Origin of the sequence: Gymnodinialimonas sp. 202GB13-11 (assembly GCF_040932485.1) — a bacterium.
In the GTDB taxonomy this organism is placed as follows: Bacteria; Pseudomonadota; Alphaproteobacteria; order Rhodobacterales; family Rhodobacteraceae; genus Gymnodinialimonas; species Gymnodinialimonas hymeniacidonis.
Map to the genome: position 1 here is coordinate 1,390,569 of NZ_JBFRBH010000001.1, position 25,882 is coordinate 1,416,450.

Annotated in this window: 27 protein-coding genes; 18 read left to right on the forward strand and 9 right to left on the reverse strand. The window is 61.2% G+C overall.

The features are described 5' to 3' along the window. The first annotated feature begins 423 nt into the window (after positions 1-423). From V8J81_RS07000 to V8J81_RS07010, 3 genes are read left to right on the forward strand one after another with little or no spacing between them, the layout of a single operon-like run. Complete coding sequence (locus V8J81_RS07000; protein WP_368475029.1) at positions 424-798, forward strand: hypothetical protein; 375 nt, start codon at positions 424-426, stop codon at positions 796-798. Then, entirely contained in the window at positions 795-1,367 is a 573-nt protein-coding gene (locus tag V8J81_RS07005; RefSeq protein ID WP_368475030.1) for an RNA polymerase sigma factor, read from the forward strand. The genes V8J81_RS07000 and V8J81_RS07005 overlap by 4 nt, the downstream gene beginning before the upstream one ends. Further along, positions 1,364-1,744, forward strand: coding sequence for a tetratricopeptide repeat protein (locus tag V8J81_RS07010; protein WP_368475031.1), 381 nt, complete (start codon positions 1,364-1,366; stop codon positions 1,742-1,744). Before V8J81_RS07005 ends, V8J81_RS07010 begins: the two co-directional genes overlap by 4 nt. Positions 1,745-1,810: 66 nt before the next feature. Here the strand turns inward: V8J81_RS07010 and tsf are convergent, their stop codons facing one another. Together tsf and rpsB are read right to left on the reverse strand one after the other, a co-directional pair. Continuing rightward, positions 1,811-2,686, reverse strand: a complete 876-nt coding sequence (gene tsf, locus V8J81_RS07015) for a translation elongation factor Ts (protein ID WP_368475032.1) — start codon at positions 2,684-2,686, stop codon at positions 1,811-1,813. Positions 2,687-2,762: 76 nt separating this feature from the next. Beyond that, positions 2,763-3,596 carry a 30S ribosomal protein S2 gene (gene rpsB, locus V8J81_RS07020; RefSeq protein ID WP_368475033.1) on the reverse strand — a complete coding sequence of 278 codons (834 nt, stop codon included), beginning with the start codon at positions 3,594-3,596 and terminating at the stop codon, positions 2,763-2,765. Positions 3,597-3,823: 227 nt separating this feature from the next. Between rpsB and ppk2 the strand changes: the two genes are divergently transcribed. Then, complete coding sequence (gene ppk2 / locus V8J81_RS07025; protein ID WP_368475034.1) at positions 3,824-4,738, forward strand: polyphosphate kinase 2; 915 nt, start codon at positions 3,824-3,826, stop codon at positions 4,736-4,738. A 39-nt stretch (positions 4,739-4,777) separates the two neighbouring features. On the opposite strand, the gene V8J81_RS07030 is transcribed toward ppk2, so the two are convergent. Together V8J81_RS07030 and V8J81_RS07035 are read right to left on the reverse strand one after the other, a co-directional pair. Continuing rightward, on the reverse strand, positions 4,778-5,344 hold the full coding sequence (locus V8J81_RS07030; RefSeq protein WP_368475035.1) for a GNAT family N-acetyltransferase: 567 nt from the start codon (positions 5,342-5,344) through the stop codon (positions 4,778-4,780). After that, complete coding sequence (locus V8J81_RS07035; RefSeq protein ID WP_368475036.1) at positions 5,334-6,299, reverse strand: homocysteine S-methyltransferase family protein; 966 nt, start codon at positions 6,297-6,299, stop codon at positions 5,334-5,336. The genes V8J81_RS07030 and V8J81_RS07035 overlap by 11 nt, the downstream gene beginning before the upstream one ends. Positions 6,300-6,466: 167 nt before the next feature. Between V8J81_RS07035 and V8J81_RS07040 the strand changes: the two genes are divergently transcribed. The 5 genes from V8J81_RS07040 to V8J81_RS07060 all read left to right on the forward strand — a co-directional run bounded on the left by V8J81_RS07040 (position 6,467) and on the right by V8J81_RS07060 (position 10,806). Further along, a complete protein-coding gene (locus V8J81_RS07040) occupies positions 6,467-7,357 on the forward strand; it encodes a PfkB family carbohydrate kinase (protein WP_368475037.1) in 891 nt (296 codons plus the stop codon). Continuing rightward, the gene (locus V8J81_RS07045) at positions 7,354-8,262 is read left to right on the forward strand and encodes a pseudouridine-5'-phosphate glycosidase (RefSeq protein ID WP_368475038.1); all 909 of its coding nucleotides are present in this window, start codon (positions 7,354-7,356) and stop codon (positions 8,260-8,262) included. Before V8J81_RS07040 ends, V8J81_RS07045 begins: the two co-directional genes overlap by 4 nt. Positions 8,263-8,344: 82 nt before the next feature. After that, entirely contained in the window at positions 8,345-9,055 is a 711-nt protein-coding gene (locus tag V8J81_RS07050) for a DUF502 domain-containing protein (protein ID WP_368475039.1), read from the forward strand. Continuing rightward, the gene (locus V8J81_RS07055; RefSeq protein ID WP_368475040.1) at positions 9,052-9,570 is read left to right on the forward strand and encodes an AAA family ATPase; all 519 of its coding nucleotides are present in this window, start codon (positions 9,052-9,054) and stop codon (positions 9,568-9,570) included. Before V8J81_RS07050 ends, V8J81_RS07055 begins: the two co-directional genes overlap by 4 nt. 33 nt (positions 9,571-9,603) lie before the next feature. After that, positions 9,604-10,806 (forward strand): hypothetical protein, encoded by a 1,203-nt coding sequence (locus V8J81_RS07060; protein WP_368475041.1) that lies wholly within the window; start codon positions 9,604-9,606, stop codon positions 10,804-10,806. Positions 10,807-10,927: 121 nt separating this feature from the next. Here the strand turns inward: V8J81_RS07060 and V8J81_RS07065 are convergent, their stop codons facing one another. Further along, positions 10,928-12,736 (reverse strand): extracellular solute-binding protein, encoded by a 1,809-nt coding sequence (locus V8J81_RS07065; protein ID WP_368475042.1) that lies wholly within the window; start codon positions 12,734-12,736, stop codon positions 10,928-10,930. A gap of 295 nt (positions 12,737-13,031) precedes the next feature. Here V8J81_RS07065 and V8J81_RS07070 point away from each other — a divergent pair, with 295 nt between their 5' ends. From V8J81_RS07070 to V8J81_RS07090, 5 genes are all read left to right on the forward strand, one after another. Next, positions 13,032-13,817, forward strand: a complete 786-nt coding sequence (locus V8J81_RS07070; RefSeq protein ID WP_368475043.1) for a 3-hydroxybutyrate dehydrogenase — start codon at positions 13,032-13,034, stop codon at positions 13,815-13,817. A gap of 46 nt (positions 13,818-13,863) precedes the next feature. After that, positions 13,864-14,295, forward strand: coding sequence for a pentapeptide repeat-containing protein (locus V8J81_RS07075; RefSeq protein WP_368475044.1), 432 nt, complete (start codon positions 13,864-13,866; stop codon positions 14,293-14,295). After that, complete coding sequence (locus V8J81_RS07080; RefSeq protein WP_368475045.1) at positions 14,282-15,316, forward strand: patatin-like phospholipase family protein; 1,035 nt, start codon at positions 14,282-14,284, stop codon at positions 15,314-15,316. The genes V8J81_RS07075 and V8J81_RS07080 overlap by 14 nt, the downstream gene beginning before the upstream one ends. Positions 15,317-15,375: 59 nt before the next feature. Next, on the forward strand, positions 15,376-15,723 hold the full coding sequence (locus V8J81_RS07085) for a hypothetical protein (RefSeq protein ID WP_368475046.1): 348 nt from the start codon (positions 15,376-15,378) through the stop codon (positions 15,721-15,723). Between the two features lie 76 nt (positions 15,724-15,799). Further along, entirely contained in the window at positions 15,800-16,459 is a 660-nt protein-coding gene (locus V8J81_RS07090) for an aquaporin (protein ID WP_368475047.1), read from the forward strand. Here the strand turns inward: V8J81_RS07090 and V8J81_RS07095 are convergent. Next, positions 16,456-17,082: a helix-turn-helix domain-containing protein gene (locus tag V8J81_RS07095; protein ID WP_368475048.1), complete on the reverse strand. Its 627-nt coding sequence runs from the start codon at positions 17,080-17,082 to the stop codon at positions 16,456-16,458. The genes V8J81_RS07090 and V8J81_RS07095 overlap by 4 nt on opposite strands. A gap of 66 nt (positions 17,083-17,148) precedes the next feature. On the opposite strand from V8J81_RS07095, the gene V8J81_RS07100 reads away from it, so the two are divergent. The 4 genes from V8J81_RS07100 to V8J81_RS07115 are packed head-to-tail and all read left to right on the forward strand — an operon-like array spanning position 17,149 to position 21,036. Next, the gene (locus V8J81_RS07100) at positions 17,149-18,618 is read left to right on the forward strand and encodes a class I adenylate-forming enzyme family protein (protein ID WP_368475049.1); all 1,470 of its coding nucleotides are present in this window, start codon (positions 17,149-17,151) and stop codon (positions 18,616-18,618) included. Next, positions 18,615-19,271 carry a DsbA family oxidoreductase gene (locus tag V8J81_RS07105; protein WP_368475050.1) on the forward strand — a complete coding sequence of 219 codons (657 nt, stop codon included), beginning with the start codon at positions 18,615-18,617 and terminating at the stop codon, positions 19,269-19,271. Before V8J81_RS07100 ends, V8J81_RS07105 begins: the two co-directional genes overlap by 4 nt. Further along, complete coding sequence (locus V8J81_RS07110) at positions 19,268-19,813, forward strand: methyltransferase family protein (protein ID WP_368475051.1); 546 nt, start codon at positions 19,268-19,270, stop codon at positions 19,811-19,813. The genes V8J81_RS07105 and V8J81_RS07110 overlap by 4 nt, the downstream gene beginning before the upstream one ends. Next, on the forward strand, positions 19,810-21,036 hold the full coding sequence (locus tag V8J81_RS07115; protein ID WP_368475052.1) for a multidrug effflux MFS transporter: 1,227 nt from the start codon (positions 19,810-19,812) through the stop codon (positions 21,034-21,036). The genes V8J81_RS07110 and V8J81_RS07115 overlap by 4 nt, the downstream gene beginning before the upstream one ends. Positions 21,037-21,038: 2 nt before the next feature. Here V8J81_RS07115 and V8J81_RS07120 read toward each other — a convergent pair whose 3' ends face one another. From V8J81_RS07120 to V8J81_RS07130, 3 genes are all read right to left on the reverse strand, one after another. Beyond that, positions 21,039-21,755 carry a DUF2306 domain-containing protein gene (locus tag V8J81_RS07120; RefSeq protein WP_368475053.1) on the reverse strand — a complete coding sequence of 239 codons (717 nt, stop codon included), beginning with the start codon at positions 21,753-21,755 and terminating at the stop codon, positions 21,039-21,041. Between the two features lie 68 nt (positions 21,756-21,823). Next, entirely contained in the window at positions 21,824-25,279 is a 3,456-nt protein-coding gene (mfd, locus tag V8J81_RS07125; RefSeq protein ID WP_368475054.1) for a transcription-repair coupling factor, read from the reverse strand. 41 nt (positions 25,280-25,320) lie between these two features. Continuing rightward, positions 25,321-25,839, reverse strand: coding sequence for a component of SufBCD complex (locus V8J81_RS07130; RefSeq protein WP_368475055.1), 519 nt, complete (start codon positions 25,837-25,839; stop codon positions 25,321-25,323). Positions 25,840-25,882: the final 43 nt, after the last annotated feature.

Below are 25,882 nucleotides of genomic sequence, written 5' to 3' on the forward strand. Positions count from 1 at the left end.
GTAAGGGAATCCCCATCTATCCTGACGGGTTCTCTTTTGGCATTCTGATGCTGTTCCGTGAGTGATGGCAATTACGGCCAGGAACACCGGGCCTTGGTGGCGGCATTTTCCCGCCACCGGGTCCACCTAAGGGTCACGCGAGTGGCCCGAGGGGCTCGAAGCGGGCGGCGTTTATTTTTCGACGCCCGATATCCGCTTCGGGGAAACGGACCGCCTTTATCCCTTGGGCGGCCCGACATAACGAACCGGCGCACCTTGTCCCTTGCCCCTCGCGCCGGGTGTTCACTGAAGAAGCGGCGTTGCCTATGTCCCTGGGCGGCGCCGTTTTTCTTTTTGATGGCACGCCATACCCGCCAAAAAATGCAGCAACGATGTAAACCGATCCTCTGTTCCGTGACATGAATGGTCATGAAAGGGCGGACCATGACCGAGACGGACAAAGACATCGAAACGCTGAACATGCTGTTTGGCGACGCAAGGGCCGATTATCAATCGCTGCGCCACGGCGCCGTCCCCCCGCCCCTTACGGTTGCGCCACAAGCCAAGCCGCGCCCCGCACGCCGCTTCCTTGCGATTGCAGCAGGCGTCGCGGCGCTTGGTGTGACGGGCCTCGTCCTGCTCAGCCTCAACCAACCGGACAATTCGACAGGCCCCCGCTTGATCGCCGCCCCGCAAACCATGCCTGATGCGCCCACAGGCCGCCCCCAATTCAACGGCAGCACCCGCCCCAATCTGTCCTTTTCGCGCATGACGCTTGATTTCACCCTTCCGCAACGCCCGGACGGATCGAACGGATGAACGCCGCCCCGCCCTCAGATGCGGATTGGGGCCTTATGGCGCGCGCCTCGCAGGACCAGCTGGCCCTGTCGCAACTTTACGACCGGCACCGCCATTACGTGTTCCGGCTCGCCTGGGGCATCTTGGGCGAAGACGCCGCTGCAGACGACGTCGTGCAAGAGGTGTTCCTGCGCCTCCACGATGGCCGCCTGAAGGCGCAGCCGCGCGCGAAGTTCACCACCTGGCTCTATGGTGTCGTGCTCAACATCGCGCGCGAACAGGCCCGCAGGCGCCGCCGCTTCTGGGGCGCTGCGCAAGCCGATGAGGTGCTCAGCACCCACGCCGATGATCAGGCCGACCCGGCCCGGTTGGACCGGTTGCGCGATCTGGGCCGTGCGCTCGCCACCCTTCCAATCCGACAGCGCGAAGTCGTTCTACTGCGCTTTCTCGAAGGTTTCGACACCGCCGAGACCGCCGAAATTCTCGGATGCCGCCAAGGCACCGTGAAGGCCCACCTCCACCGGGCTACCCGCAAACTGCAAACCGAATTCCAATCCCCGCCCCCACTTTCGAAGGAGACGTCCCAATGAAACACTTGATGCTCGCAGGAATCCTCAGCGTGACCGCCGTATTTGCCCCAGTTCACCACGCACAGGCGCAAGAGGCCGAGTTTGAGATGATCGACCTCTTCCAATCCTATCTCGACCTGGCCGAGCAATTCGTGGGCTTCACCACCGAACAGGAGGCGACGGTTTTCCTCGCCATCGAAGGTGTGGTCGAAATCTACGAAGAACGCGGCGAACAGGCCGCCGCCATCCCGATCCTGCAAGAGGCGCTGGCCCAGTACCCGGATGATTTGGCCGTGCGCAATATCATCCGCTTCAAACTGCGCGATCTCTACCGTGACACGGGCCAGGCCGAGCTGGCATTGGCCGAATTGCAGGCCATCATTGAAGAAAACAGCTGACCCGCAAAGAAAACGGGGCAGAGGATTGCTCCCCTGCCCCGTCACTGTCCCTCGCGAAAGCTGAGTTCAGCCTTGGGCCGCTTTTGCGACCTCTTCTGCGAAGTTCTCTTCTTTCTTTTCGATGCCTTCGCCCACTTCAAGGCGAACGAACCCGGTGATCTCAGCACCGGCTTCCTTGGCGGCATCGCCAACAGTTAGGTCGGGGTTCACGACAAACGCTTGGTTCACCAGCGTGACCTCGGCCATGTACTTCTTCATACGACCGACGATCATCTTCTCGATGACCTGCTCGGGCTTGCCGGACTCGCGCGCGATGTCCATCTGAACCTGCTTTTCCTTCTCGACCACGGCCGGATCCAGATCAGCTTCCGACAGCGAGGCGGGGTTCACAGCGGCGACGTGCATTGCGACCTGCTTGGCGAAACCGGCATCACCACCTTTGGTGGCAACCAGAACGCCAATCTTGCCCATGCCGTCAGCAGCCGCGTTGTGCACGTAGGCCACAACCTGATCGCCTTCCAGCTTGGCCATGCGGCGCACCGACATGTTCTCACCGATCACGGCAACGGCGTCAGTCACGGTCTGCTCAACGGACTTACCGTCCATGTCAGCGGCTTTCAGGCCGTCAATGTCGTTCACGCCCATTGCCACGCTGGCAATGCCGGACACCATCTTCTGGAAGTCGGCGTTCTTGCCCACGAAGTCGGTTTCTGAGTTCACCTCAACGGCGACACCTGTGCCACCGTCAACGGCGACAGCCACAAGGCCCTCAGCCGCGGTGCGGCCCGATTTCTTCGCGGCCTTTGCGAGGCCCTTGGTGCGCAGCCAGTCAACGGCGGCTTCCATGTCGCCATCGGTTTCGGTCAGCGCCTTCTTGGCGTCCATCATGCCTGCGCCGGTCGTGTCGCGCAGCTCTTTCACCATGCTTGCGGTGATAGCCATGTCATGTCTCCTGAAATGGGAAATGTCGGGCCGGGGCATCTCCCCCGACCCTCATGTCAGTTCGCTCGCAAAGGGCTCAGCCCTCGGCGGGGGTCTCTTCTGCGGCGGGTGCCTCGGCTGCGGCTTCTTCCGTGGGGGCGGCTGCAGGGGCCTCTTCGGTGAGCGCTTCCTCGACGGAGCCCTCTTCGAGCGCACCCAGATCGACACCAGCGGTCTCCATCTGCGTGGTCATACCGTCCAGTGCCGCGCGGGAGATGAGATCGCAGTAAAGCGCGATTGCGCGGGCCGCGTCGTCATTGCCGGGGATGATGTAGTCCACACCATCGGGCGAGCAGTTCGTGTCGACCACAGCCACAACCGGGATGCCAAGCTTCTTGGCTTCGGCAATGGCGAGGTCTTCCTTGTTGACGTCGATCACGAAGATCAGGTCAGGCAGACCGCCCATCTCGCGGATACCGCCGAGCGAGGCTTGCAGCTTCGCCTGGTCACGCTCCATGCCAAGACGCTCTTTCTTGGTCAGACCTTCGAGGGAGCCGTCTGCCGACTTCTCGTCAATCTCTTTCAGGCGGCTGATGGAGTTGGAAACGGTTTTCCAGTTGGTCAGCGTGCCACCCAGCCAGCGGTGGTTCATGTAGTATTGCGCGCAACGCTCAGCGGCGTCAGCGATCGGCTTTTGTGCCTGACGCTTGGTGCCCACGAACAGAATGCGGCCGCCCTTGGCGACGGTTTCGCGAACCGCGACCAGCGCCTGCTCAAGCATCGGGTGCGTCTGCGTCAGGTCGATGATGTGAATGCCGTTACGGTCACCATAGATGAACTCGCCCATACGGGGGTTCCAACGTTGGGTCTGGTGGCCGAAGTGAACGCCAGCTTCAAGAAGCTGCCGCATGGAGAAATCAGGAAGCGCCATGCTTGTTTTCCTTTTCCGGTTTGTACCTGAGCGAGGGATCAGAGGCGGATGCCTCAACCGGTGGACCGTATGGGGATGTCTCCCCCAAGGGCCCGCCCTCGCCTGTGAAGTGCGCGCGCTTTAGGCCATCGCGGGCGGCAACGCAACCCCGCGTTCAGGACTTGATGCAAATCAAGGCAGTCGCAGCGTGTTTGACGTACATGACCTGCATACCAACGGAGAGTAGCATGGCGAAAGACACAGCAGAGAGCAGCCAAAAAGCCCCCGCTCAACCTGTGACGGAATTGGCCGAGGCCAAACCCACGATCACTGGCTTTGAAACGGGCGACTATCCCTACCCCAACAAGCTGGCTGCAAAGGAATATGAGGCTGAAAAAGCTGCGCTTCAGGTTGAGCTTCTTAAAGTCCAGCATTGGGTGGAGGAAACGGGCCAGAAAGTCGTCATGCTGTTTGAGGGCCGCGATGCCGCTGGCAAGGGTGGCACGATCAAGCGCTTCATGGAGCATCTGAACCCACGCGGCGCGCGTGTGGTGGCGCTCAACAAACCGTCTGACGAGGAACGCGGCCAGTGGTTTTTCCAGCGCTATATCAAGCACCTGCCCACGGCCGGTGAGATCGTTCTCTACGACCGCTCCTGGTACAACCGCGCGGGCGTGGAACGCGTAATGGAGTTCTGCGAGCCCAACGAATATCTCGAATTCATGCGCCAGACGCCCGATCTTGAACGGATGCTGACACGCTCCGGCATCAAGCTGTTCAAATACTGGTTCTCGGTCACGCAGGAAGAACAGCGCCGCCGCTTCCAATCGCGTGAAACCGATCCGCTGAAGCAATGGAAGCTATCTCCTATCGACCGTGCAAGCCTCGACAAGTGGGACGATTATACCGAGGCGAAAGAGGCGATGTTTTTCTATACCGACACCGCCGATGCGCCTTGGACGTTGATCCGCTCCAACGACAAGAAGCGCGCGCGGCTTGGCTGTATGCGCCATTTCCTTTCGAGTCTTGATTATCCTGGCAAGGATCATGAGGTCGTCGGCGCGCCGGATCCACAGATCGTGTTGCAAGCCGAAACCGTCGTGCACGAGGCTGATCATATCCTCGCCAGCTCGCTTCATCCAAAAACTCGGAAAAGCGGCTAGAGCGGTTGGCGGGCCGGTACGCGCGGCCCGCCATTCGATCTATTCCAACACCAGCAGCACCCATTCCGTGCGGTCAGTGTCCCAATCGCCTTTCACCAACGGACGCCGCGCGACCTCGCGGAACCCGAGGCTATGATAGAGCGCCTCTGCAGCGTCATTACCAGCCGCCAGAATGATGCTTGCCCCCTGCCCCGCAGGCCGTGCGGCAAGCGCTTCTTTCAATAGAGACCGGCCAAGGCCTTTCCCGCGCGCGTCGGGCAAAACCGCCAAAACGTTCACATAAAGTGTGCCCGGTGCCATGTTCTCCAACTCGATCAGCGGCACGAACAAGTCAGGCGTGATCTCCTCTGGCTCGGTAGCGACGTCGTAGGTGATGATCATCCCTTTGGACGCACCATCCACGGTGCCCACAACGGCATTGCGCCACGAGAACGCGCCTTCATCGCGCGACGCGCGCGCCATACCCACATCCATCGGAGTTTCATCCCCCTGAACCATCGCGGCCCACAGGGTCATGGGCAGGCCCTCGCCCGCCATATCCACCAGTTGCGCCATCAGCGGCACATCGGCCAGCGTTGCCGGGCGGGAGGCTAGATCATGCGACATGATGATGCCCTCCAAGGCAAGTATGACCAACGGCTGCGATGTGGCGGTGATCGGTGCCACAGCATCCGCCAAGAACCTTCATTCTCGGCACATGCGACAACATCTCGGCATGCAGCTCACCGAATTCCTGCGGGTCGCCATCGTCCAGCTCTGCCGCCTCATCCAGTTCCGCGTGACTCATCCGGCTGGCGTTGGAGCGCAGTCCACCAAGGCGGTGGGTCCAGGCTTCCCCCCGCAGGATCGCGGCATAGTGATCGGGATGGGCGCAATTGATCATATAGAAAATCGGCGTGCTGCCCGTCGCTGCATCCACTTCTGCCACAGCGTCAGCCACGCGCTGACCCGATGGCATCACGCCATCGGTCTCAACGGTGAAGGAGACGATAACGGGCAAGCCTGCCAAAGCGGCGGCGCGCGCGATCCCGATTGCCTCTTCCACATGCGTCATGGTGACAGCACTCACCATATCGACCTGCGTTTTCGCGAAAGCCGCGATCTGATGCGCGTGATAGGCCTCATAGGCGGCAACCGATTTCATCTCGCCCGGTGCATATCCGTCGCCCTCAGGCCCGATCACGCCGTTAAGCACAACATCCATGCCCTCTTCGCGCCAAGGCTTGGCCAATTCAGCCGCAAAAGCGGCGGCTTTCCCGTTGGCCTGCGCGACAGCATCCGGGGCAAGCCCCAGTTTCGCACCCCAGCCCTGGCTTGCCCGCCATGTCGGTGTGTCGAGAACAAAGCCAGTGACAGCCTCAGCGGCCAGCTTCAAAAAGCCGTTGTAATAGCGCGCGATCATGGCGCGTCCGTCTTCCGTTTCCAACAATGGAAACGCGGCAAATTCCGGCAGGTCGAGGCCGTCGTGGAAAATCAAAGTCGTCTCCAGCCCGCCATCCGTCAAATACGGGCGGGACGTCGTCAGCAACGCCGAAGGGCGTGTGTGGTCCAATTGGTCCATGGTGTTGATCCTGATAAAATGTGAGGCCCGGCGTCGTGGAAACCTCCTCCAACACCGAACCCGCCGCAAAGAACACGGCGCACCCTGGTGTCCAAGGTAAGGGATTCCACCACTCCGTCCAAAGCATGATCTTGCAAAGCGCGTGGCCCCGCGCCATTGAACGGGGCATGACACAACGTCCCGACATTCTGTGCATTGGCGCTGTCCTTTGGGACATTATCGGCCGGACGCATCTTCCAATGGTGCAAGGCAATGACAAGCCCGGCCGGATCACCCGCATCCCCGGGGGCGTGGCGCTCAATATCGCCATGGCGCTTCGAAAACTCGATCTGCGGCCCGCCCTTCTTTCTGCCATTGGTGAAGATGCCGAAGGCCGTGATCTGCTGGCGGCGTGTGGCACCCTTGGCCTCGACACCAGCTACATTCACATCGACCCGTCGCTGCCAACCGATCGCTACATGGCCATCGAGGCGCAGGGGGCGTTGGTGGCCGCAATCGCCGATGCGCAAACACTGGAAAAAGCCGGGCGCGCGATCCTGAAACCGCTGGCCGACGGCGCACTTGGCTCGGCCCAAAGTCCGTGGGCGGGGCCAGTCGCCCTCGATGGCAACCTCAGCGCAGATCTGCTGGAAGAGGTCTCGCGCAGCCCGCTGTTTAGCCAATCTGACCTACGCATTGCGCCCGCATCCCCCGGCAAGGCCGAACGCCTCCGCCCGTTCCTCGTCCATCCGCAGGCCACGCTTTACGTCAACCGTGAAGAGGCCGGCCTGATCACCGGAACCAACCCCGCCAACGCAGCCGCCGCGGCCGAGGCGATGTTGCGTGCAGGCGCGCGCCGGGTGCTTGTCACCGAAGGCGCGCAAATGGCCGTCGACGCCACACCCGACAGCACGCTGACCCAGACCCCGCCCCCGGTGGAGGCCATCCGCATTACCGGTGCAGGCGACACCTTCATGGCGGCCCACATCGCCGCCGAGATTGCAGGGGCCACGCGCCACGACGCGCTGCACTCCGCCACCACAACCGCGGCCACCTACGTCGCCGGAGATGCCCTATGACCCTGCCCCTCACATTCTCACCCGAAGTCGAAGCCGCCAAGGCAGATGGCGCAGCAATCGTGGCCCTTGAAAGCACGATCATCACCCATGGCATGCCCTACCCGCAAAACGTGGAAACCGCTCGCCTGGTCGAGGCTGAGATCCGCGCCGCAGGGGCCGTCCCCGCCACCATCGCGATCATGGACGGGGCCATCCATATTGGCCTGACCGACGAACGCCTCGACGCACTCGCGCAAGCCCAAAACGTCGCCAAGCTCAGCCGCGCCGATCTGGCCGTCTGCCTTGCTTCAGGTGGCATCGGGGCCACAACGGTCGCCGCCACCATGATCTGCGCCCACCTCGCGGGTATCCACGTCTTCGCCACCGGCGGCATCGGCGGTGTGCATAAAGGGGCCGAAGACAGCTTTGACATCTCTGCCGACCTGCACGAACTCGCCCAAACCCCCGTCACCGTTGTGGCCGCAGGCGCAAAGGCGATCCTCGACCTGCCGAAAACCCTCGAAGTCCTCGAAACCCTCGGCGTGCCCGTCATCGCCCACGGTCAGGCCCCTTTCCCCGCTTTCTGGAGCCGCGACAGCGGCCTGCCCGCCCCCCTCCGCATCGACGACCCCGCACAAATCGCAGCCGCCCACCGAATGCGCACCGCGCTTGGCCTGCCCGGCGGGCAACTGATCGCCAATCCGATCCCGGTTGAGGCCGAAATACCGGCCGAAACGCTCGCCCCCCTCATCGCGCAGGCGCAGTCCGAGGCAGATGCGCAGGGCGTATCAGGCAAGGGCGTCACCCCCTTCCTGCTGCAACGCCTGTTCGAGTTGACCGAAGGCAAAAGCCTGACCGCCAACATCGCGCTTGTGCTCAACAATGCCCGGGTCGCGGCCCAAATCGCCCAACATTTGCGCGGCTGAGCCCTCCCGAGCCCATGCGCGCTTGTGCGCCCGCCCCCGCGCGCCTAGATAAGCGGTATTATGTCTAGCAGCTGACGGCCCCATGAAACTGCCCCAAACCGATCAACCGCCGCGTCGCGGGATTTTCTCCTCGCTGAGGTCGAATTTCCTGACCGGCCTTATCGTGATTGCCCCCATCGGCATTACGATCTGGTTGATCTGGACGTTGACGGGCTGGATCGACAGCTGGGTGCTGCCGTTCATTCCCGACCGCTACAATCCCTCGCTGCTGATTGCCGAATGGACCGGCATCAACATCAACATCCGTGGCATCGGCGTAGTAACGTTCTTCATCTTCACCATGCTGGTGGGGTGGATCGCCAAGGGCCTGATCGGTCGCTCGATGATCCGATGGGCGGAGTCGCTGGTGCTCTCGATCCCCGTGATCCGCACGGTTTATTCCGGCCTCAAACAGATTGCCGAAACCGTTCTCCAGCAAGGCCAGCAGAACTTCGACAAGGCTTGCCTCGTGCAATACCCGCGTGAGGGCATCTGGGCGATTGCCTTTATCTCAACCTCCGCCAAGGGCGAGATCGCCGAAAAGGTGCCGCAGGATATGGTCTCGGTCTTCTTGCCGACCACGCCGAACCCGACCTCAGGTTTCCTGCTGTTCGTGCCGCGCAAGGATGTCATCATCCTCGACATGAGTGTCGAAGACAGCGCCAAGCTGATCATCTCCGCCGGTCTGGTCTATCCCAACGGCGAAGACGCGAAAAAGGCGGTTGAGGCTCAGGTGGCTGAAGCCGCGGAATGAGCGCCCGGCGCCTTTACGTCATCTCCGGCTGCTCCGGCGGTGGCAAATCCACATTGATCGACGCGCTGGCCGAAACGGGCCACAACGTCGTGCGCGAACCCGGTCGCCGGATCATCGCTCAGGGTGGCCCCCTGCCGTGGGACGATATGGCAGGCTTCGCACAGGCAGCGATTGCGATGGCCGAGGCCGATTACGATGCGGCCCGTGCGCTCGAAGGCCCGGTCTTCTTCGACCGTGGTCTTGTCGACGCCGTCCTCGCCCTCGCCCACGCTACGGGCCAGCAACGTGACCTCACACGCATCGCGCAACGTCCCTATGCAAAACCCGTCTTCTTTGCCCCGCCGTGGCAAGACCTCTTCGCCAACGACGAAGATCGTCGCCATGGGTTTGCCGAAGCGCTCGCCGAACACGACAGGCTTGCGCGCGCCTACCGATCCTTGGGTCACACGCTCACCCCGCTTCCCAAATCCTCGGTCGCGCAACGCGTGGCGCTTGTCGTTGCAAAGGCGCTTTGAGCGTCCGAGGCAAATCAGGCTATAGGTGATCGGATGTTAGACGGCCTCGACGACATTTCTTGGGACTCGCTTGTTCACGCGTACGGGCCCGCGTCCGATGTGCCAGCCGATCTGCGTGCCCTGCTCAGCGCCGATGAGAACACCGCCAAAGACGCGCTCTGGCGTCTGTTCGGAAACATCCATCATCAAGGCACGGTGTATTTGGCCGCGCCACCGGCCATTCCCTTCCTGACAGAAATCGCGCTGGCCCTTCCGCCCGAGCGCGCGGCCGGTGTCGTCGATTTGCTCTCGGCTATGCTCGACTATGCAGCGGACATGATCATCGAAGACGGCCTGACCGTCGCAGCATTCCGCGAAAAGATGCGGGCCGACGAAGCCGCACTTGATCCCAAGGCCCTCGCGGAATGTAGGGAATTTGGTTGTTACCCCACGGTAATCGTTGAGACGTATGACGCCGTGATGGCGCAGATCCCTGTTTTGATGGAAGGGCTGGATACGGACGATCCCACGATCCAGATCGCCCTTTTTGGCCTATTGGCGGACGCACCTGAACACAGCGCGATGGCCAAAACCCTCGCCGAACGCGTCCTGTTTTTCGGCACATCCGACGAGGTCGCCCAGGTCAGCGCCATTGAATGCCTGCGACGCTTGTCGCTGTTTGACGAGGTCGCGGATTTTGGGCCGATCATTGAAAGGCTCACAGCCGACGGCGCGTCCCCGTTCCTAACCGCCTATGTCGTGCTGGCCCAAAGCAAGACCGGCCAAGCAGGCAAGGAAGACTTGCTGCGCGTTCTGCAAAAGGCCGACCGCTTGTACGAGATTGACCGCATGAACGCGCGCGGCGAAGGCTGGACCGCACCCCGCATCGCAGGCGCGCTGATGCCTTGGGCAGACACCGACAAAGAGCGGATTTGCGACGCAATCATGGGCGCAATTTCCGCCGCACGAACGGTCAAGGCCAGCCCTGATGACGTGATCGCCGTGCTGGTTCGGGTCCTGGCCAGCCCGCAGCCCGCGCAGGACTATTTCACCGGGAAGCGCACTTCAGACCTTACCCCTTTGGAGAGGCGGGCGTTGTTGCACGTCGCCGAGTTCGGAACGTGGAAATTGCGCGACAAATGGTTCGCAAATTTTGCGCAGCAAATGCGGTCTTACGGTCTTCCCGACAAGCCGGACGCATTGGAACGGTTTGCCGGGGCCAAACGCGGTGTGATTGCACGCCTGTTGGGGCGCTGACAAAAGGGCCGCCCCCGTTCGGGAAGCGGCCCAATCATGGTTAGCGAAAGGCTAACGTTTTCTGCTTTTATCAATATATCAGACACTTAACCCCTGGTTGCAACCTTGCAACCCTCGGCCCTCACTCTTCTTCAACCCACCAGACATCCGGCTGCCAGCCGATCCAGTCGCCATAAATCGGGATGTAATCGGGGTAGTTCAGCTCGGCGTTGAAGGCCAAACGGCTGATCGGGTTGTGGTGGAACGGCACCACATAACGCTGCGAGATCAGGACCCGGTCAAGCGCCCGGACAGCCGCCCGGTAATCGTCTTGGCTGGCAGCACTCAGCATCTCATCCACCATCGCTTCAATCGCCGGATGACACGCCCCCATAAGGTTGCGGGAGCCTTCGGCATCCGCCGACTCACACCCCCAATAAAGCCGCTGCTCATTGCCCGGGCTCAGCGACAGACCACGGCGGTAGTAGGTCATGTCGAAATCATAAACATCCGTCCGCTCGCGGTATTGCGCACTGTCCACACGGGTCACGTTGACCTCGATGCCAACACGCGCCAACGCCTCGACATAGATATTTGCAATTGCCTCGTTTTCAGACGATCCGGTCTGCAACAGGATCTCGAACGTCACCGGCCCGTTCGGCCCGGTCATGATCCCTTCTTCAACCGCGTAGCCCGCCTCTTCCATCAAGGCGATGGCCTGACGGATGCCGGCCCGGTTGCGTTCTGATCCATCCGAGATCGGCAGTTCATACCCCTCCATCGCGCCGGGAAGCAGGTCGCCTTGGAACGGGGCGAGGAATTCGGCCACTCGACCCGAGGCCGCGCCAGGTTCCATCGAAAGCGGCGAGTTTGCGAAGTAAGAGGTGATGCGCGGATCCACGCCACCGTTCACCGTCTGATTGATGAACTCGAAGTTGAACGCCTGGATCATCACCTCGCGCACGCGCCAATCGTCAAACGGCGCGCGACGGGTGTTCATAACGAAGCCAGTGATGCCCGAAGGCCGCTGATGCGGAATTTCGGCCAGCACGACTTCGCCGCTCTGCACGCGCGGGAAATTGTAATTGTCGGCCCAAGCCTGCGCCGAAGTCTCGCGCTGCGTGGTGATCAACCCGCTGGTGAAGGCTTCGGTCATGGCATTGCCGTCGCCGAAGAATTCCATGCGGATCTCGTCGATCACGTGCGTGCCCCGCCGGAACGGCACATCGGCGCCCCAATAATCCGGGTTGCGGCGGAGGCTGACGAAACGGCCCGCTTCGAAATCATCAATGACGTAGGGCGCGGTCGTTATCGGGATATTGGTCAGCCCGCTTTCAGTGAACTCAAGGTCCTCCCATTGCGCCGCCTGAAGGATCGGGCGCAGGCCCATTATCATGGCCAGTTCACGATCCGCTTCCGTCAGCGTGATGCGGACTGTGCGCTCGCCTACGGCTTCTATTCCCTCTACTCGCGTCCAGGAGCCGAGGTAACGCGGGTGCCCATCTGTGCCGAGCGTCTCGAACGACCAGATCACATCCTCGACCGTCACGGGGCTGCCATCGGAAAACGCGGCTTCCTCGCGCAACGTGAACTCGACCCACGTGTGATCTTCACCGATCTCAACCGTCTCGGCCAAAAGGCCGTAGAGCGTAAAGGGCTCGTCATAGGACCGGCCCAAAAGCGATTCGTAGGCAAGGAATCGCAACTGCCAGGGAACCGAGCCTTCGCGGATATGCGGGTTGAGCGAATCGAATGAGCCGACCTCGCCAGTTACGATTCGCCCGCCCGTGGGCGCGTCAGGATTAGCGTAAGGCAGATGCTCGAAATCCGCGCCAAGCGCTGGCTCACCGTACATGGCGACGCCGTGCGAAGGCTCAGCAATGGCAGGGCTGGCGAGCGCCAGACCCAGGGCCACAATACCTGCCCCTTTTATGAAACAATGCGTTTGCATTTGCGAACAATCCTCCTGCGGCCCGATTTTGTTGTAGTCTCACGCTATCCGGGCCGGATTGGGAGGGCAAACTTTTCGGTTGGACACGGGCCAAGTCATTGCTTATAAAGGGGTCACTGCTCGATAGGTTTCTTGCCTGTATGAAACCTGCCTCAATGACTTAACCCTGGCCTTGTGCCAGGGTTTTTTTTTGTTCAGCCGTCAAATCACACGGAACCTTGTCTGGCTTCCTCTGTTCTTTTCGCACCTGCAGCATTAGCGTGCAGGAAAAGACGATCAGAGCGGAGACCTTTCCATGGCCATCACCACAGACCTTTCCGGCAAGACTGCCGTTATCACCGGCTCAAATTCAGGAATCGGCCTTGGCGTCGCGCGGGAATTGGCGCGGGCGGGCGCAAATGTGGTTCTGAACTCCTACACCGACCGGAAAGAGGACCATGCGCTGGCCGAGGAGATCGCTGAGAACTTCAGCGTCGAGGCGCGCTACATCAAAGCAGACCTCTCCAAGGGCGATGAGGCGCGCGCGCTGATCGAGCAAGCTGGCACCTGCGACATCCTCATCAACAATGCTGGTATTCAGCACGTGGCGCCCATCGACGAATTCCCGGTCGAGAAGTGGGATGCGATCATCGCCATCATGCTATCCTCAACGTTCCACACCACGGCAGCCGCCCTGCCGATGATGCGAAAGGCCGGTTGGGGACGGTTTATCAATATCTCGTCTGCGCACGGCCTGACCGCCTCCCCCTACAAATCGGCCTATGTCTCGGCCAAGCATGGGGTTGTGGGAATGACCAAGGTTGTGGCGCTGGAAACTGCGCAGGAACCAATCACAGCCAACGCCATTTGCCCCGGTTACGTCCTGACGCCTTTGGTCGAGTCGCAAATTCCGGATACAGCCAAAAAATACGACATGTCTGAGGAAGAAGTGACGCAGAAAGTCATCCTCGAACGCCAGCCGTCCAAGGAATTCGCTACAACCGAGCAGCTCGGCGGCACCGTCGCGTTCCTTTGCTCGCCTGCAGCGGACCAGATCACCGGCACGACGATCAGCGTGGATGGTGGTTGGACGGCGCTCTGACCCACCGCTAGGCTTGTCGTGCGCGCTATCGCAAGGAGGAAGACCCATGTCCGAAGAGCAAGAAGCCGGAAACGACAAGCTTGAGATCGACAATATGTACCTGTGCGGCTCGACCTTCTCTCGCGTCAGCCTGAAGGGCGCGTCTTTCACCGACAGCACCTTGGAAGATGCGCGGCTGGAAGATGTGAATGCCACCGGGTTCATTTTCGAAAACGTCAACCTGACCGAAACCAAGTTCCACGACGTGAACATGGCGCAGGCCCATATCGACTATGCCAATCTGACAGGTGTGAAGATCACTGATGCGAACATGACCGACACGCGGATCGAGAATGTGAACCTGACGGGCTTCCACATGTCGAACGTCAATCTGACGGGGGCTGAGATCAGCAATGCAAATCTTTCCGACATGAAAATCAACGGCGTGTCGGTTGAGGATATGTTGGCCCTTTGGAAGGACACACATGGCACCGCCTAAGCGGATCAACCTTGCCCTTCAGGGCGGCGGTGCGCACGGCGCGTATACGTGGGGCGTGTTGGAGGCGATTCTTGCCTGCGATGATTTGGAAATTGCTGCGATATCCGGGACGTCCGCCGGAGCGTTGAACGGGGCAGCGGTGAAATCCGGGCTCAGCCGGGGATCACGGAATCTGGCGGCAGAAATGCTTGCCGGCGTTTGGGAGCAGGTGGGCGCAATCACGGATGAGGCATTTACGCCTTGGCTCAACATGATCTCGCCACAGGCGGTCAGCTTCGCCATCGAATCCTCCCTGCCCTTCGCCGTGGGCGACAGTGTCAGCCGGATGGTCAGCCCCTATTCAACCGGGCCTTTCTACCGCAACCCGTTAGCCCCCATCGTTTCCAAATTCGAATACGATCACATCTGCTGCGAAGACGGCCCGGATTTTTACATCTGCGCCACCAACGTGCGCTCCGGCAAAATTCGCATCTTCTCAGGAGAAGAGATCGGGCCGAAGGCGATCATGGCATCGGCCTGCCTGCCGACGCTTTTCCGCGCCATCGAAATCGACGATCCCCAAACCGGTGAGACCGAGGCCTATTGGGACGGCGGCTATACCGGCAACCCGGCGCTATTTCCTTTATTCAACCCCGAACTTCCGCGCGACATTCTGATCGTGAACATCAATCCCCTCTACCGCGATGAAGTACCGACATCGGCCCGCGCGATCCAGAACCGGATCAATGAGATCAGTTTCAACACATCTTTGCTGCGCGAACTTCGCGCCATCGAATTCGTCCAGCGCTTGCTTCACAAAGGGGCCGTTCAGGACAATGCGATGAAGGATATGCTGATCCATATGGTGTCAGACGACGACCTGATGCAGCAGCTTTCTGTTGCCACGAAACTGGTAGCCACGCCGCAAGTCCTCCATCAACTACGAGAGGCCGGTCGAACATCGGCTGAAACCTTCATTTCCGAGCATTTTGACAAAATCGGTGAAGACAGCACCGTCGATCTGCGGGCGATGTTCGAATAGCTTGGAACCCTCACCCGTTCCGCGCGTTGCAGTTTTACGCAACAGGAAAGGGAAATCCCATGAAATGGTCCGATGTTACAGCCAATTGGCCGTCTGTATTTGCTTCGTTGAAGGCGCGCTTTCCCTATCTTTCCGATGATATCCTGATTGCTGCTGACGGACAGCGCCATGCGCTTGAAGCAGCTATTGCCAATGAGCATGACCTTTCGAAAGCCGAAGCGCGTGAAGCATTGGACGAGTGGCTGGACGGACCCATGCCGTCGGATGCACGCACGCATCCAGCACAAGACAACGTGGCTATGCTGAACAGCCGCAGATACGTGGCGCCGCAGGAGGACGTGTATTCTGATGACGCACGGTTCGGCGACGATGATCAGGTTGAACAGCCCCGGCGTCGGTTCGGCTAAGGCGTCAGTTCCGTCACAAAACCTTCACATGAACGCATCTTGATTGCCGATCCCACTTTCGGCATGGATCGCGCTCATGACCTTGTCACAGCGCCTCATAGCCGAAGCCATTGGTACAGCTTTCCTTCTGATTGCTGTCGTTGGGTCGGGCATAATGGCTGCCAACTTAAGCGATGGGAACATCGCGCTTGCACTTTTGGCCAATGCCATCGCAACGGGCGTTGCGCTTTATGTGCTGATCACGATCTTCGGCCCCATCTCAGGGGCGCACTTCAACCCGGCGGTGACACTGGTCTTTGCATTGCGGGGTGAGATTGCGCTGCACCATGCTGCGGCGTATGTGTTGGTGCAGATCGTGGCTGGTATCTTGGGCGTATGGCTGTCCCATGTGATGTTTGATCTTCCGATCCTTCAGGCCTCAACAACCGCGCGGACAGGCCTTTCGCAGTGGGTGGCGGAAATCGTCGCAACCTTCGGCCTGCTCATCACCATTCTCGCGGGTATCCGTCATGCGCCTGCGCAAGTCCCAGCCTTGGTGGCGGCCTATATCACCGGCGCCTACTGGTTCACTGCATCGACAAGCTTCGCCAACCCCGCGGTCACGATCGCCCGCGCCTTCTCAGACACGTTTGCGGGGATTGCGCCTTCTGACGTGCTGCCGTTCATCGCCGCCCAGATCGTTGGTGCGGTACTGGCTTTTGGCCTTGCACGAATTCTCTACGCGCCAAATCGCTAACCCATCGACGTGACCCAAAGGATCGTGGCGTCATCGTCTGAAATCGAGATCACGTTGTGCCCCATCGCGGCGTCGTAGTATGCGCTATCGCCACGCACCATGTCGACGGGTTGGTAGAACTCCGTAAACAGCCGCACGGCACCGGTCAGCACGTAGAGGAACTCTTCCCCCTCATGTCGGACCCAACCGTCGAATTCCTCAAACGACCGCGCCCGGATCCGCGCGCGATAGGGCAGCATCGACTTTTGGACCAACTGATCGGCCAAAATCTCATGCTCATAGGTCGTGGTTGCATGGGCCGCGCCTTCGCCGCGTTTGGTGGAAACCATCCGCCCACCGCCCTGTGGCGAGGATTTCGGCGTGAAAAGCTGCGGCACTGAAATCCCAAGGCCCACGGCCAGCTTTTTGAGCGCGTCATAGGTGGGCGACATCTGCCCATTCTCGATCTTCGACAGCGTTGAGCGCGCGAGCCCTGCCTGCTGCGCCGCCTGCTCCAACGTCCAGCTTCGCGCCTTGCGCAATTCCCGCACGCGGACGGCCAGATCGACTGGCGCGGCTGTCGCATCCTCACCTGAGGCACGAGCAAGTTGGATCAGGCTGGGTTCCGGGGCGTGATCGGTCATGTGCTGTGCAGTAACGCAGGCCGGGCTGCGCTTGCAACCGCGCGCGGGCACGCATAGGCCATCGCCATGCAGCCACCCGCGAATTTCAACATCGTCGATCACGTTCTGGCCCATGCACAGGCGGACCCTGACAAGATCGCGCTCGCCGTTCTTGGGCCAGCCCGGGCTGAGCGCTGGTCCTATGGGCGGCTGGCCGAAGCTGTGGCGAGAGCCGCTGGCGGATTGCAGAGCACTGGCTTGCCACCAGGCAGCCACATCATGCTGCGCCTGACCAATTCTGCGACCTTTCCCGTGGCCTTTCTGGGCGCAATTTCCGCCGGTTACGTCCCACTCGTGACCTCTGCGGCTTTGACCGCGCCCGAGGTAACGAAGCTCACGCAGGTCGTCGCGCCGGACGCGATCATCGCCGACCAGGGCATCGCACTGCCGAATGGCGATTGGACGGTCTATGGCCCTGACATCCTACACGGCGCCCTTGCCCCGAACGGCACGTCCCACGCTGACAATCTGGCCTATATCGTGTTCACCTCCGGCACGTCCGGACGACCCAAAGCCGTACGCCATGCCCACCGGGCGATCTGGGCGCGCCAGATGATGGTGGAGGGCTGGTATGGCCTGACACAATCAGACCGCGTCCTGCACGCGGGCGCGCTAAACTGGACTTACACGCTCGGCACCGGGCTGCTAGACCCTTGGGCGATAGGCGCAACCGCGTTGGTCCCCGCCGACGGCACTGATCCGGCAACCCTCGGCCTTCTCGCCAAACGTCATGATGCGACGATACTGGCAGGCTCCCCCGGCCTTTTCCGCAAGCTTCTGGCCCGCGATTTGCCGCCCTTGCCCAAGCTGCGTCACGCCCTCTCAGCCGGGGAGGCCTTGCCGCCAAGCATGCGCACCCGCTGGCAGGCTGCCACAGGCACCGATATCCACGAAGCTCTCGGCATGTCGGAATGCTCTACCTTCCTATCCGGCTCCCCTGCCCGGCCCGCACCCGACGGGTGCATCGGCTACGCGCAGCAAGGGAGGTCTCTGGCCGTATTGGATGATACCGGCGCCCCGGTTCCTGATGGCACCACCGGCCATCTTGCCATACATCACAGTGATCCGGGCCTGACCTCTGGCATCTCCGGCCTTGGCGGTGCCGTTAGCTTGCCATTAACCGGCGACTGGTTCGTGACCGGAGATCTCGTCACGCGCCGCCCCGACGGCGCCTACACCTACCATGGCCGCGCCGATGACATGCTGACCGCTGGCGGATTTCGTATCGCCCCGGCCGAGATCGAAGCCGCTTTTGACGGCGTCTCCGGCCTCACCGAATGCGCCGCGCTGACCATCCAACCGAACGCGGAAACCAATATCCTCGCCCTTGCCTATTCCGGCACAGCCAGCGAAGATGATCTGGCACGCCACGCCGAACCCATTCTCGCCAAGCACAAACGCCCCCGCGCCTTTCTGCGCCTCGACGCCTTGCCGCGTGGCGGGAACGGCAAACTGAACCGCCGCGCGCTTGCGGCGGCTGTGAAGGACCTGACATGATCAAGCTCGATATCCTTTCCGACCCGATCTGCCCCTGGTGCTATATCGGCTGGAGCAACCTCGCCCGCGCGATGGAGGCCAAGCCGGATCACCCCTTCACCATCGAATGGCACCCCTTCCAGCTAAACCCCGACATGCCGCCAGAGGGCATGGACCGCCGCGCCTATCTGGAAGGCAAGTTCGGCGGCAAAGAGAATGCCGTGCGCGCCTATGCTCCCGTGTCCGAAAAGGCCGAGGAAGCGGGACTGAAACTGAACCTCGAAGGCATCACGCGCACTCCGAATACACTGAACGCCCATCGGCTGATCCACTGGGCAGGCATCGAAGGCCGCCAGACGCCCGCGGTTCTGGCGCTGTTCCGCGCATATTTTGTCGATGGCCGCGATATTGGTGACGTGACAAACCTGACCGACATTGGCGAAAGCATCGGGCTCGACCGCGCCATGCTGACCAAACTCTATGACGGCGACTCAGACACCCAGAACATCCGCGACCGCGACGCCCATGCCCGCGAACGCGGCGTTCAGGCCGTGCCGACCTTCATTGTGGCATCCCAACACGCTGTTCCCGGCGCACAGCCACCGCAGCAGTGGGAAGCGATTATCGACGACTTGAACGAGCAACTTGCGAAGCTGCAAGAGGCTGAGGGGTGATCTTCGGCCTTATCCTCGGCCTTGGGGCCTGCGCCGCTTGGGGGCTGCTGCTTTGGTGGTCCGAGCGGGACGCCATGACCGGCCCTTGGCCACCCGAGCAGGGCAATTGGGGCACCGCCGCCTGGGCCTGGGGGCTGACGATCCTGATCTATGTCGGCCTCTTTCAGACATGGGAGGTTCCCACTGGTCCGTGGGCCTGGCTGATCTGGACCATCGGGCTGGGGATTGGCTTTGCTGGCAGTGCGCTCCAGACATGGGGCACGGCCAATCTGGGCTTCAAAGGGACCAGCGGGTGGGACGTGGGTGTTGAGACGCGAGGTGCCTATGCACGGTCGCGCCACCCGCAATATGTAGGCCAAGCGGCGGGCTTTCTGGGCTTTGCCATCATTTTGGGTCACTGGCCCGGCTGGATCATCTCACTGACGGCCATGGCCACGCTCTACGCCGCTGCCATCGTAGAAGAGGCCGCGCTTGCCGCACGCCATGCGGACCACGCCGCCTACCGCGCCCGCATGCCGTTCCTGTTGGGGCGCAGCACATGAGCAGCACCGCCGAGGCCCCGCGCCCGATCCCTCGCCTGTCCACAACCGAATTCATCGCCCTGATGGGCATGATGTTTGCCACCATCGCCTTTTCAATCGACGCGATGCTGCCCGCACTGCCCGACATCGCGGCGCAGCTTTCACCAGACGAGCCCAACTATGCACAACTTGTCATAACTAGCTTCGTGATGGGCATGGGCGTGGGCACGCTTGTGACAGGCCCGCTCTCGGACGCGTTCGGGCGCAAGACGATTATCATTTCATTCGCAGCCCTTTACATGGTCGGCGCGGCGCTTGCTTGGGCAGCTTCCAGCATGGAATTGCTGATTGCCGCCCGCATCATCCAGGGCTTAGGTGCGGCGGGCCCGCGCGTGGCCTCCATGGCGTTGATCCGTGACCTTTACACGGGTCGGGAGATGGCCCGGATCATCTCATTCGCGATGCTGGTCTTCACCGTCTTTCCCGCCGTCGCGCCTTTGATCGGCCATGGCATTATCGAGCTGTTCGGCTGGCGGGCGATCTTCGTCAGCTTTCTGCTGTTCTCACTGGTCTCCGTGGGTTGGCTGACGATCCGCCAGGCCGAAACCCACCCGCCTGCAAACCGCCGCAAGCTGAACGCGGCTGAGCTGTGGGCCGGCACGCGTGAGGCGCTTTCACTGCGCCAGATGCAGCTGTCGATCCTTGTACAATCCATGATCTATGGCCTGCTGTTTGGCACGATCACCTCAATCCAACCGATCTTCGACCGTACCTACGGATGGGGCGAATATTTCCATTGGTTCTTCTTTGCCATAGCCGTGCTTTCAGCCCCGGCAGCCCCTCTGAACGGACGGCTCGTGGTGCGCCTCGGAATGCGCCCTTTGATCCGCCGCGCACTCTGGGCCCAGACCGGCTTCTCAAGCCTGTTCGTCCTGCTGCTGCACAGCAGCGCCGCAGGAGGGGCGGAGGTTTGGTTCTACTTCGCCTGGTCCGTCACGGTTTTCGCGCTGATGGGCTTCACCATCGGCAACCTCAATGCGCTGGCACTGGAACCACTCGGTCACATCGCAGGGCTGGCAGCCTCGCTTATGGGAGCATTGGCTACAGTAGCAGGCGCAGTCCTCGGCACAGGGATCGGCCAACTCTACAACGGCACGGCCATGCCCCTTGCCGCGTCAGTTCTGGCGCTGTCACTGATGGGCGCCGTCGTCATGCGCTATATGCCCCGTGAAGGACGCGACTGAGGCTATTCGGCGGGCTGGGGCATGGGCGCGCGCTTTGCGGTGCGCCACCACCAGATCGCCACGACAAGCACGTTTGGAACCCAGCAGGTCCAGCCAAGGTAAGGGAAAACCACGTCCATATCCCAGAACAGCCGTAGGACCGGCAGCTGCAAGCGGAACGACACAGCCCCAAAGCTCAGCGCTGCCATCATTACCATCCAGCGTTTGTGCATCTCGTAATTCTTTCGGCGGATGTGCCAGATGCCCATAACCAGCGCGCCGAACCACGCGACGGAGCCCAGGGCGAAGCCCGCCTCGGACCAGAGTGGATAGGACATGTTGAAACTGATCGGCGGGGTCGTCAGCGACGCGATCACCACAATGGGGACCAGCGCCCACCCCAGATAGACATGTTTCCGCCGATCGCCCCGCCGCCACATGCGGCTAACCTGAAGCGGTGTCAGGATCACGGCCAACCCACCGGCAATCATATGCACGGCCAGGATCGAGCCAACATTCTCGATATGATGGGCCACATGGTCCGCGCCGCGTTCGATCCCCTCGACCACGAAACTCATCCACGTGACATGAAACCCTTCCCCCCAATGGGCAAAGACCCCATGGATCAGGCCAGGTGGCACGAATTTGAACGCCGAAGCTGCAGACAGAGCCGAGAAAAACAGGAATGCGTACCAACCCCAACGGGGCATCTCTCGGCGGGAATTAGGCGTGTCTGACATCTGCTCGGGGCCTTTGCGTATATGACCTTCGCGCTTTGGGGTCACTTACCCCGAAAAGGCCACCGGCATCAATGCGACGCCTTTGCAGGAGCCTTGCCCTCGGCATGCATCGCCAGATCGCGGGCAATCGCAAAGGCACCTTTGATCTTGTCGCTGTCTTTCTTCCAATCGCGGCGCACGACGATCTTGTTGTCTTTGACCTTCGCCAGACCCTTCTGGTCCTGCACAAACTCCACCAATCCGGCGGGGCTTGGAAACTTGTCGTTGTGGAACTGGATCGTCGCCCCCTTCGGCCCGGCGTCCAGCTTGGCGATATGGGCGCGTTTGCACATCGCCTTGATGCGCACGACCAGCAGAAGCGTATTCACTTCTTTCGGCAGCGTTCCGAAGCGGTCGATCAATTCGGCGGCAAAGCCTTCCAGGTCGACCTTCGTTTCAAGCTGCGAAAGCCGCCGATACAACCCCAAGCGCACATCGAGATCGGGCACATATGCCTCGGGGATCAAAACCGGTACGCCGAGGTTGATCTGCGGTGACCATTGGCCATCATCGGCAACGATCCCCTCCGCCTCGCCTGAGCGGATCTTGGCAATCGCCTCCTCCAACATGGATTGGTAAAGCTCAAAGCCAACTTCCTTCACATGGCCCGATTGCTCTTCGCCCACGATGTTGCCAGCGCCCCGAATGTCGAGGTCTTGGCTCGCAATCGTAAAGCCCGCCCCAAGGCTGTCGAGGCTGCCCAACACCCGCAACCGTTTCTCCGCCGTGGGCGTCAGCTTGCCCCGTGGTTTGGTCGTCAGATAGGCATAAGCCCTTGTTTTTGAACGGCCCACCCGGCCCCGGATCTGGTATAGCTGCGCCAGGCCGAACATGTCCGCGCGGTGAATGACCATCGTGTTCGCCGTTGGAATATCGATGCCCGATTCCACAATCGTGGTGGCCAGTAACACATCGTATTTTCCGTCGTAGAAGGCCACCATCCGGTCGTCCAATTCGCCTGCCGCCATCTGTCCGTGGGCGGTGATGAACGTCACTTCCGGCACATGGTCACGCAGGAATTCCTCGATCTCGGGCAAGTCCTGTATCCGCGGCACCACGTAGAAGGATTGCCCGCCCCGATAATGCTCGCGTAGCAGGGCTTCGCGGATGGTGACCGCATCGAACTCGCTGACATAAGTGCGGATCGCCAGACGATCCACCGGAGGCGTACCGATCAGGCTGAGGTCCCGCACGCCAGACAATGACATCTGCAACGTGCGCGGAATTGGCGTTGCTGACAGCGTCAGGACATGCACGTCAGAACGCATCTCTTTCAGGCGTTCCTTATGCGTCACGCCGAAGCGCTGTTCCTCGTCGATGATCAGCAGGCCGAGGTTCTTGATCTTTACTTGCTTGGCCAGCACGGCATGTGTGCCGATCACGATATCGACGGAGCCATCGGCGAGACCCTTTCGCGTATCCGCCGCCTCCTTCGTGCCGACAAAGCGCGAAAGCTGCCGCACCGTGACCGGGAAGCCCCGGAAACGGTCCGCGAAGGTTTTCGCGTGCTGGCGGGCCAGCAGAGTCGTCGGTGCAATCACGGCGACCTGCATCCCCGACGCCGCCGCAACGAACGCGGCCCGCATCGCCACCTCGGTCTTGCCAAAGCCCACATCGCCAACGACCAGCCGGTCCATCGGGCGCCCAAGGGTCAGATCGTCCAACACATCGGCAATAGCCGTAAGCTGATCGTCCGTCTCCTCATAGGGAAAGCGGGCATTGAACGCCTCCCACATGTCGCCGGGTGGCTCGTAAACGGGCGCGCTGCGCAGCTCGCGTTCGGCGGCGATCCGGATCAGCTTATCGGCAATCTGGCGAATGCGTTCCTTAAGCTTCGCCTTCTTCGCCTGCCATGCCCCGCCACCCAGCTTATCAAGCAGACCTTCATCATGGCCGTAGCGGCTGAGCAGTTCGATGTTCTCGACCGGCAGGAACAGGCGGTCGCCCCCGGCATATTCCAACGCAACACATTCATGCGGCGCACCGGCGGCTGTCACGGTCTGGAGGCCGGTGTAGCGGCCCACCCCATGATCCACATGGACCACCAGATCTCCGGGGCTCAGACTTTGTGCCTCGGTCAGGTAATTCTCGGCCCGCTTCACCTTGCGCTTGGGTCGGATCAAGCGGTCGCCCAGAACATCCTGTTCCGAAATTACGGTCAGGCTATTGCCGGTAAAGCCTTCCTCCAGCGGCCAAACCGTCAGGTTCAGGCTGCCTGCACCGCCGATCTCCCGCGCATCCGCCACACGCCGGATGTCGCCAAGCCCCTCATCTTCCAGCAAGCCTTCAAGCCGCTCGCGTGCACCTTCGGACCAGCTCGCAATAAGCACGGCCCCATCTTCACGCTTTGCACGAACATGATCCGACAAGGCTCGGAAAAGGCTCAGATTCTCTTGTTGTCGCTCCGGCGCAAAACTGCGCCCGATCCGCCCGCCTGCGTCAATCACACCCGGACCGCTTGCAGCCGAGTGGACCGAGAATTGCAGAACTTTGTGGCCTGCCACCGCCTTTTCCCAAGCCGCATCGGCCAAATAGAGCAGTTCCGGCGGCGCAGGCTTATACACGGTATCAAGTCGCCCTTTCTGCGTCAGGGCAGTCTTGCGGGTGTCATACTGGTCCGTGATGCTTTCCCACCGCGCGACACGCTGTGGCGTGCTCTGGTCGTCCAGTGTGACGGTCGCTTCGGGCAGATAGTCGAACAGCGTCTCCAACCGCTCATGGAAGAAAGGCAGCCAATGCTCCATCCCCTGCGCTTTGCGCCCTGCGGTGACCGCTTCATAAAGCGGGTCTTCCGACCCTCCTGCCCCAAACTCCACCCGGTAGTTCTGTCGGAACCGCGCAATCGCAGCGTCATCAAGGATCACCTCGGAGACCGGCGCCAATTCCACACGCTCAAGTTTTTCTGACGTGCGCTGTGTGACCGGATCGAACCGTCGGGCCCCATCCAGCACATCGCCGAACAGGTCGAGACGCACAGGCTGGTCCTCACCGGGCGGCCACACGTCAATGATCCCGCCGCGCACGGCATAGTCGCCCGGCTCCGTCACCGTCGGGGTCTGCACGTACCCCATGCGCACAAGGAAGCCGCGCAACGCCTCTTCGTCGATGCGACCGTCCACCTGCGCCACGAATGCGGAGGAGGCCAGCAGGTCTCGCGGCGGTACATATTGCGTGGCCGCGTTCAGCGTTGTCAGCAAGATAAAGGGGCCCTTCAGCCCACCAGCCAACGTGGCGAGTGTCGCCATCCGTTGCGCCGAGACTTCCGCCTGCGGACTGACGCGGTCATAAGGCAGGCAATCCCAACCGGGGAATTCCAACACTGGCACCGTGGGATCAAAGAAGCGCAACGCCTCTGCCATCGCGCGCAGGCGCTTGTCGTCGCGCGCGACATGCACAACCGGCCCTGACGCGACTTCGCGCAGGACCAAAGTGGCATCGAACCCCTCAGGGGCACCACCGCACAGGATATGATTGGGATCAGCCATGGAGCGCCTGACCTACGCCGCCTCGCGCGGGTGTCAAGGTGTCAGCCGAACGGGCCAACATTCACATTCTGATACATGCCCCAGAACGCCGTGATGAAGATGAACACGACGCCCATCATCTGCACAATCAGCCGGTGTTGGCGCAGCATTGCGGGCACTTTGGCATATCCCGTGTCGTGCAAGCGCCGCGACGTCCACACGCCAAGAGCAACAACCAGCATCGACGGGCACAGCAACAGGAAAATCGCTTGACTGAATTCCACGCCATAGGCCCAACCGGTGATCGCGAGACCAGTTAGCAAAAAGGTCGCAAAGGCCACCGCAGCCACGCCTGATGTCTCTGCGTACTGCAGCATCCGCTCGGCGTTCATGCGCGCCAAAACCATCATGTCGGCCTCGGCACGTTCATCGCCACGCTTGGCGCGGCTGACCAGGTGGAACGGCACGCCGATGGTCCAATGGCTCAGCGAGGACCACAGGATCGCCAGAACGATCCAGTACCACATGTTCGAAAACGACCTGAGGTTGATCACTTGAGTGACGAGATCGAGGAAATCCAAGGGGAGCTCTTGCTGGGTGCCGACAATTCGCGCGCACCATATG

What these genes read in the sequence shown, in the direction of transcription:
- V8J81_RS07080 (WP_368475045.1), top strand. Translation starts at nt 14,282, where the DNA reads ATGGCACCGCCTAAGCGGATCAACCTTGCCCTTCAGGGCGGCGGTGCG.
- V8J81_RS07105 (WP_368475050.1), top strand. Translation starts at nt 18,615, where the DNA reads ATGATCAAGCTCGATATCCTTTCCGACCCGATCTGCCCCTGGTGCTAT.
- V8J81_RS07075 (WP_368475044.1), top strand. Translation starts at nt 13,864, where the DNA reads ATGTCCGAAGAGCAAGAAGCCGGAAACGACAAGCTTGAGATCGACAAT.
- V8J81_RS07010 (WP_368475031.1), top strand. Translation starts at nt 1,364, where the DNA reads ATGAAACACTTGATGCTCGCAGGAATCCTCAGCGTGACCGCCGTATTT.
- V8J81_RS07055 (WP_368475040.1), top strand. Translation starts at nt 9,052, where the DNA reads ATGAGCGCCCGGCGCCTTTACGTCATCTCCGGCTGCTCCGGCGGTGGC.
- V8J81_RS07060 (WP_368475041.1), top strand. Translation starts at nt 9,604, where the DNA reads ATGTTAGACGGCCTCGACGACATTTCTTGGGACTCGCTTGTTCACGCG.
- V8J81_RS07005 (WP_368475030.1), top strand. Translation starts at nt 795, where the DNA reads ATGAACGCCGCCCCGCCCTCAGATGCGGATTGGGGCCTTATGGCGCGC.
- rpsB (WP_368475033.1), bottom strand. Translation starts at nt 3,596, where the DNA reads ATGGCGCTTCCTGATTTCTCCATGCGGCAGCTTCTTGAAGCTGGCGTT.
- V8J81_RS07120 (WP_368475053.1), bottom strand. Translation starts at nt 21,755, where the DNA reads ATGTCAGACACGCCTAATTCCCGCCGAGAGATGCCCCGTTGGGGTTGG.
- V8J81_RS07035 (WP_368475036.1), bottom strand. Translation starts at nt 6,299, where the DNA reads ATGGACCAATTGGACCACACACGCCCTTCGGCGTTGCTGACGACGTCC.
- V8J81_RS07065 (WP_368475042.1), bottom strand. Translation starts at nt 12,736, where the DNA reads ATGCAAACGCATTGTTTCATAAAAGGGGCAGGTATTGTGGCCCTGGGT.
- V8J81_RS07085 (WP_368475046.1), top strand. Translation starts at nt 15,376, where the DNA reads ATGAAATGGTCCGATGTTACAGCCAATTGGCCGTCTGTATTTGCTTCG.
- V8J81_RS07045 (WP_368475038.1), top strand. Translation starts at nt 7,354, where the DNA reads ATGACCCTGCCCCTCACATTCTCACCCGAAGTCGAAGCCGCCAAGGCA.
- V8J81_RS07040 (WP_368475037.1), top strand. Translation starts at nt 6,467, where the DNA reads ATGACACAACGTCCCGACATTCTGTGCATTGGCGCTGTCCTTTGGGAC.
- V8J81_RS07095 (WP_368475048.1), bottom strand. Translation starts at nt 17,082, where the DNA reads ATGACCGATCACGCCCCGGAACCCAGCCTGATCCAACTTGCTCGTGCC.
- V8J81_RS07090 (WP_368475047.1), top strand. Translation starts at nt 15,800, where the DNA reads ATGACCTTGTCACAGCGCCTCATAGCCGAAGCCATTGGTACAGCTTTC.
- V8J81_RS07115 (WP_368475052.1), top strand. Translation starts at nt 19,810, where the DNA reads ATGAGCAGCACCGCCGAGGCCCCGCGCCCGATCCCTCGCCTGTCCACA.
- V8J81_RS07050 (WP_368475039.1), top strand. Translation starts at nt 8,345, where the DNA reads ATGAAACTGCCCCAAACCGATCAACCGCCGCGTCGCGGGATTTTCTCC.
- V8J81_RS07100 (WP_368475049.1), top strand. Translation starts at nt 17,149, where the DNA reads ATGCAGCCACCCGCGAATTTCAACATCGTCGATCACGTTCTGGCCCAT.
- tsf (WP_368475032.1), bottom strand. Translation starts at nt 2,686, where the DNA reads ATGGCTATCACCGCAAGCATGGTGAAAGAGCTGCGCGACACGACCGGC.
- mfd (WP_368475054.1), bottom strand. Translation starts at nt 25,279, where the DNA reads ATGGCTGATCCCAATCATATCCTGTGCGGTGGTGCCCCTGAGGGGTTC.
- V8J81_RS07030 (WP_368475035.1), bottom strand. Translation starts at nt 5,344, where the DNA reads ATGTCGCATGATCTAGCCTCCCGCCCGGCAACGCTGGCCGATGTGCCG.
- V8J81_RS07070 (WP_368475043.1), top strand. Translation starts at nt 13,032, where the DNA reads ATGGCCATCACCACAGACCTTTCCGGCAAGACTGCCGTTATCACCGGC.
- ppk2 (WP_368475034.1), top strand. Translation starts at nt 3,824, where the DNA reads ATGGCGAAAGACACAGCAGAGAGCAGCCAAAAAGCCCCCGCTCAACCT.
- V8J81_RS07000 (WP_368475029.1), top strand. Translation starts at nt 424, where the DNA reads ATGACCGAGACGGACAAAGACATCGAAACGCTGAACATGCTGTTTGGC.